This is a genomic window from Methylobacterium indicum (assembly GCF_001043895.1).
Taxonomy (GTDB): domain Bacteria; phylum Pseudomonadota; class Alphaproteobacteria; order Rhizobiales; family Beijerinckiaceae; genus Methylobacterium; species Methylobacterium indicum.
On record NZ_JTHF01000242.1, the window covers coordinates 1 to 6,381 of the forward strand.

4 protein-coding genes are annotated in these 6,381 nt (G+C 73.2%); 1 reads left to right on the plus strand and 3 read right to left on the minus strand.

Translation table 11 applies throughout. From position 1 onward, the window contains the following. Positions 1-1,264, plus strand: a 1,264-nt coding sequence (locus QR78_RS25245) for an NAD(P)/FAD-dependent oxidoreductase (RefSeq protein WP_048430353.1), incomplete at its 5' end; no start/stop codon positions are given. 327 nt (positions 1,265-1,591) lie between these two features. On the opposite strand, the gene QR78_RS25250 is transcribed toward QR78_RS25245, so the two are convergent. From QR78_RS25250 to QR78_RS25260, 3 genes are all read right to left on the minus strand, one after another. Further along, positions 1,592-2,944, minus strand: coding sequence for an L-serine ammonia-lyase (locus QR78_RS25250; RefSeq protein WP_048430354.1), 1,353 nt, complete (start codon positions 2,942-2,944; stop codon positions 1,592-1,594). Continuing rightward, positions 2,941-3,531 (minus strand): sarcosine oxidase subunit gamma, encoded by a 591-nt coding sequence (locus tag QR78_RS25255; protein ID WP_048430355.1) that lies wholly within the window; start codon positions 3,529-3,531, stop codon positions 2,941-2,943. The genes QR78_RS25250 and QR78_RS25255 overlap by 4 nt, the downstream gene beginning before the upstream one ends. After that, the coding region (locus QR78_RS25260; protein ID WP_048430356.1) for a sarcosine oxidase subunit alpha family protein at positions 3,524-6,381 on the minus strand (2,858 nt) is incomplete at its 5' end. The genes QR78_RS25255 and QR78_RS25260, both read right to left, overlap by 8 nt.

Sequence of the window (6,381 nt, forward strand, 5' to 3'; positions counted from 1 at the left end):
CGGGCTCACCACGGCGCGGGGTCTCGGGGGGGCGGAGCGCATCGCGGTCACGCTGATCGACCGGCGCAACCACCACCTGTTCCAGCCGCTGCTCTACCAGGTCGCCACCGCCGTCATCGCGCCGGGCGAGATCGCCGAGCCGATCCGGGCGATCCTGCGCCGGGACCGCAACGTCCGCGTGCTGATGGGCGAGGTCGAGGGCATCGACACCCAGGGCCGCGCCGCGATCCTGCGCGACGGCACCCGCATCCCCTACGACACGCTGGTCCTGGCGACCGGGGCCACCCACAGCTATTTCGGCCATCCCGAATGGGAGCGCTACGCCCCGGGGCTCAAGACCCTCGACGACGCCCGCCGGATCCGCGCCCGGGTGCTGCTCGCCTTCGAGGCCGCCGAGCGCGAGGACGATCCGGCCGCCCGCGAACGGCTGATGACCTTCGCGGTGATCGGCGGCGGGCCGACCGGGGTCGAGATGGCGGGCGCCATCGCGGGTCTCGCCCACCACGCCCTGTCGCAGGATTTCCGCCGCATCGACCCGACCCAGGCCCGCATCCTCCTGATCGAGGCCGCGCCCCGGATCCTCGGCACCTTCTCGGACGACCTCTCGGCCTATAGCCGCAAGGCGCTCGAGACGCTCGGCGTCACGGTGCTGACCGACCACGCGGTCGAGGACGTGTCGGAGCGGGGCATCACCGTCCAGGGCCGGCTGATCCCGGCCGCCACCGTGGTCTGGGGCGCGGGCGTCAGGGCCTCGCCGGCGGGCGAGTGGCTCGGCGTCGAGACGACGCGCCAGGGCCACGTCCCGGTCGGGCCGGACCTCGCGGTGATCGGCCGGCCGGGGGTCTACGCGCTCGGCGACCTCGCCATGGCGAAGGCCGAGGACGGCAAGCCTCTGCCGGGCCTCGCCCAAGTGGCGGACCAGCAGGGCCGCTATCTCGGCCGCTCGCTGCGCGAGCGCATCCTGAACGGCAAGGCGCCGCAGCCGTTCCGCTTCCGCAGCCGCGGCAACCTCGCGATCATCGGGCGCAATGCCGGCGTGGTGCAGTGGGACCACGTCAAGCTGAAGGGCTTCCTCGCCTGGCTGGTCTGGGGCGTCGCCCACGTCTACCTGCTGGTCGGCTTCCACAACCGGCTCGTCGTCACCCTGCGCTGGCTCTGGGCCTATGTCAGCTTCCAGCGCGGCGCCCGCCTGATCTCCGAGCGCGACGAGGCCGTGATGGCGCTCATCCGCGGCAAGACCCCGGCCGCGCCGCCGCCGCCCTGAGACCTGCCGGAGACGGAGCCGGATCGCCGAGCGAGCGGGTTCAACCGCGCCCGGGCTGGATAGGCAGGGCGGATGCGCCTCCGTCGTCGGGAGGGCGCCGGGCGGACCCGGCCGTCTCGCCGATCTGCCGAGGCCCTCTCCTCACGGATGCCCAACCGTGTCCGTCGGGGTCGCGCCCCCCGCCGGGCGGCGCGCCCTCGGGCCTGATCGTCGAGACGATCTCCTCGGACAGCCCCGCGCCCGCCGCGATGGGGCATGCCGTCCCTCATCGTCCCCGACCGATCCCCCGTTAGGGGAGGACCGGCCAGCCTGGCCGCGACCGTCCGCTCAGCAGGCCGAGACGTTGACGGCGAGGCCGCCGAGCGACGTCTCCTTGTACTTGTCCTGCATGTCGTGGCCGGTCTGGCGCATCGTCTCGATGACCTGGTCGAGGCTGACGAAGTGCACCCCGTCGCCGTGCAGGGCGAGGGAGGCCGCCGCCACTGCCTTGTTGGCCCCGAAGGCGTTGCGCTCGATGCAGGGGATCTGGACGAGGCCGCCGATCGGGTCGCAGGTCATGCCGAGATGGTGCTCCATCGCGATCTCGGCGGCGTTCGCCACCTGGCGCGGGCAGCCGCCCAGCACCGTGGCGAGCCCCGCCGCCGCCATCGCGGCCGCCGAGCCGACCTCGCCCTGGCAGCCGACCTCGGCACCCGAGATCGAGGCGCGGCGCTTGATCAGCCCGCCGATCGCGGCGGCCGCCAGCAGGTAGTCGCGGCCGCGGGCGTCGGACCAGTCCGGGCAGAAATCGACGATGTAGCGCAGGACCGCCGGCACGATGCCGGCCGCCCCGTTGGTCGGCGCCGTGACCACCCGCCCGCCCGAGGCGTTCTCCTCGTTCACCGCGAGGGCGAAGAGGCCGATCCAGTCCATGATCTCGTGGGCCGGCCGGCTGTTGGCGAGTTTCTTGGCCTCCAGCGTCTCGTGCAGCCGCCGGGCGCGCCGGCGGACCTTGAGGCCGCCGGGCAGCTCGCCCTCCATCCGCAGGCCGCGGGCGATGCAGGCGAGCATCGCGTCGCGCAGGGCATCGAGGCCCGCCTCGATCTCGGCCTTCGGGCGCAGGGCGCATTCGTTGGCCATCTGGACCTGCGCGATCGACAGGCCGGTCTCGGCACAGACCCGCAGCAGGTCGGCGCCGCTGTCGAAGGGGTAGGGGACCGGGGCGGCCTCGATCCCCACCGGGCCGGTGTCTCCCTCCTCCTCGACGAAGCCGCCGCCGACGGAGTAGCACACCACCTCGTCGAGGAGGGCGCCGGCCGCGTCGAAGGCGCGGAACCGCATGCCGTTGGTGTGGCGCGGCAGGACCTCGGTGAAGTTGAGCGTCAGGTCGCGGGCGGGCGCGAAGGTCAGCCCCGGCAGCCCGATCTCGCCGGTCTCCGCCAGGGTCTTGGTGTATTCCGCCACCCGGTCGGGATCGACGGTGGCGGGCTCGTGGCCCAGGAGGCCGAGGAAGATCGCCACGTCGGTGCCGTGGCCCCGCCCGGTCCAGGCCAGCGAGCCGAAGATCTCGGCGCTGACCCGCGCCGTGCCGGGCAGGCCCGCCACGCGCTCGCGGAAGCGGCGCGCGGCGACCATCGGGCCGATCGTGTGCGAGCTCGACGGGCCGATGCCGATCTTGAACAGATCGAAGGCGCTGATCATCGGGCGGGGACCCGCTCCACCGGTTGCGCCGCGATCGCGGCCTCCTGGAGGAAGCCGTGCACGTAGGTCGCGAAGGAGCGCCAGCATTCAACCCGGTAGGCCGGCACCGGCCCGGCGTGGCGGATGAGCACGATCTCGGCCTTGCCGAGCAGCGTGCGGGTCGCGCGGCCCGCCGGGAAGGCGGCATCGCCGAGATCGAGCGGGCAGCCGGCGTTGAGAACCTCGGCCGCCAGCGCGCCGCTGACCTCGATGCCGACGTTGCGGTGCGAGATGTCGACCAGGGAATGGGCGCGGCCCTGGAGGTCGGCGGCCACCGCCTCCATGAGGAGGTCGGCCTCGCCCTCGGGCATTCCGATCAGCCACTCGTCGGGCCCGAGCCGCGCGACCCAGCGCCGGTCGTCGCCCGTCACCGTGTTGATCGGCCGGTCGAGGGGGAAGCCTCCCGGGGAGAGGGGACCGCGCAGGCGCAGGGAGAAGCGCGCCTCGGCCTCGGCCGGCTGGACGAGGATGCCGCCGCGGGCCAGGGCGGGCGCCACCGGGCGCCCCAGCGGCAGGGTGCGGGCGGTGCGGTAGCGGACCTCAAGCATTGATGCGCTCCCCCTTGGGATCGAGGAATACCGGCTCGGCCACCGTGGCGGTGGTGAAGCCGTCCGGGGTCGTGACGTGGAGCGTCCGGCCCATGAGGTCGCGCCCGTCCGCCACGAGGGCGAGGGCGATGGAGCGCTGGCAATTCGCGCTCCAGTAGCTCGACGTGACGTGGCCGAGCATCCGCATCGGGATCGGCTGGCCCGGATCGGCGACGATCTGGGCGCCCTCGTCGAGGACGAGCTTCGGGTCGTCGGTGACGAGGCCGATCAGCTGCTTGCGGCCCTTGGCGACCACGTCGGGCCGCGCCAGGGAGCGCTTGCCGACGAAGTCCTTCTTCGCCTTGGCGATCATGCCGGCCAGGCCCACGTCGTCCGGCGTCACCGTGCCGTCCGTCTCCTGGCCGACGATGATGTAGCCCTTCTCGGCGCGCAGGACGTGCATCGTCTCCGTGCCGTAGGGGGTGATCCCGTGCGGCCGGCCCGCCTCCATGATCGCCTCCCAGACGGCGAGCGCCTGATCGGAGGGCACGTTGATCTCGAAGCCGAGCTCGCCCGTGAACGACACGCGGAACAGCCGGGTCGGCACGCCGCAGATCGTGCCGGTGCGCATCGCCATGTGCGGGAAGGCCTGCGGCGACAGGTCGATGCCCTCCACCAGGGGCTCGATCACCGCGCGGGCCTTCGGGCCCTGGAGGGCGATCACCGCCCATTGCTCGGTGGTCGAGGTCAGGAAGACGTCGAGGTCGGGCCACTCGGTCTGGAGGTAGTCCTCCATGTGGGCGAGCACCCGGGCGGCGCCGCCGGTCGTGGTGGTGACGTGGAAGCACTCGGGCGAGACCCGGGCCACGACGCCGTCGTCGAGAATGTAGCCGTCCTCCTTGAGCATCAGCCCGTAGCGGCAGCGGCCGGGTTCGAGCTTGGCCCAGGGATTGATGTACATCCGGTTCATGAACTCGGCCGCGTCCGGGCCGACGATCTCGATCTTGCCCAGCGTCGAGGCGTCGAAGATGCCGACCCCCTCGCGCACCGCCTGGCACTCGCGGGCCACCGCCGCGTGCAGGTCCTCGCCCGGCTTCGGGAAGTACCAGGCGCGACGCCACAGGGCGACGTTCTCGAACAGCGCACCATGGGCCTCGGCCCAGCCGTGGATCGGCGTGGTGCGGATCGGGTCGAACAGGGCGTGGCGCGCCGGGCCGACCAGGGCGCCGAAGGTGACGGGCGTGTAGGGCGGCCGGAACGTGGTGGTGCCGACGCCCGGCAGGGTCTTGTCGAGCTGCCCGGCGACGATGCCGAGCGCGTTCATGTTCGAGGTCTTGCCCTGGTCGGTCGCCATGCCGGTCGTGGTGTACCGCTTGACGTGCTCGATCGAGTGGAAGCCCTCGCGCACCGCGAGCTTGATGTCCTTGGCGGTGACGTCGTTCTGGAAATCGACGAAGGCCCGGATCTTGGTCGGGTTCGCGTCGGTCGGCATCACCCGCACCGGCTGGAAGCCGGTCGCGGTCGGCGTCGCCGCGAGGGGGTGCCGGGCGTCCGAGCCGGCCGCCGCCGCGCCCGCCGCATCGCCCTCGGTCAGGCAGGCGGCGAGGTCGTAGGTGCCCTTGGCCGCCCCCGCCGAGCGCTCGGCCTGCGCCGAGCTGCCCGGCACGAAGGCATCGATGTCCCAGTCGTAGTGGAGCTTGCCGCGGGACTGCGAGAACAGGTGCACGGCCGGCGTCCAGCCGCCCGACATGCCGACGCAGTCGCAGGAGAGGAGGCGGGAGGTCCCGATGCGCCCCTCGGGCCCGATCGGCGCGACGAGGAGCCCGGTCACCCGCTTGCCGCCCTTGGCGCCGAGCACGGTGTGGCCGGTCAGGACCTCGATCCCCGCCGCCCGCAGCCGCGCCGGCTCCGGCCCGCAATCGGTCTCGAGCCGCAGGTCGACGAGGGTGACCTCGGCCCCGGCCGCCTTGGCGTCGAGCGCCGCCCGATAGGCCGAGGCGCCGGCCGTCGCGAAGACGATGCGCCGGCCCGGCAGCACGCCGTAGCGGTTGACGAAGACCCGCACGCTCTCGGCCAGCATGATGCCGGGCCGGTCGTTGTCGGCGAAGACCAGCGGCCGCTCGTGGGCGCCGCCGGCCAGCACCACCTCGCCGGCGCGGACCTGCCAGAGCCGCTCGCGCGGCGCCTGCCCGCCGCCCGCCGGCAGGTGGTCGGTGACGCGCTCGGCGAGCGCGACGTGGTTGTGGTTGTAGTAGCCGAAGGCCGTGGTGCGCGGCAGCAGGATGACGTTCTCGCGCGCGTCGAGATCGGCCAGGGTCTCGGCGAGCCACGCGGCGGCGGGCCGCCCGTCGATCTCGGAGGTCAGGTCGTGCAGGAGCGAGCCGCCGGGCTCGGGCCCCTCGTCAGCCAGGATCACCCGCTTGCCGGTGCGCGCCGCCGCCAGCGCCGCCGCGAGGCCCGCGGGACCCGCGCCGACCACCAGCACGTCGCAATGGGCGTGGCGGTTGGCGTAGCGGTCCGGATCGGCCACGGCCGGCGCCTTGCCGAGGCCGGCCGCCGCGCGGATGAACGGCTCGTAGACCTTGTCCCAGAACTTCCGGGGCCACATGAAGGTCTTGTAGTAGAAGCCCGCGACGAAGACCGGCGACAGCAGGTCGTTGACCGCGCCGACATCGACCTCGAGCGAGGGCCAGTGGTTCTGCGACAGGGTCTTGAGCCCGTCGCGCGCCTCGACCACCGAGGCGCGGTTGTTCGGGTCGACCCGGCCGGGCCCGCGATCGACCGAGAGCAGCGCGCTCGGCTCGTCGGGCCCGTGGCTCAGGATGCCCCGCGGCCGGTGATACTTGAACGACCGGCCGACGAGGTGGATGC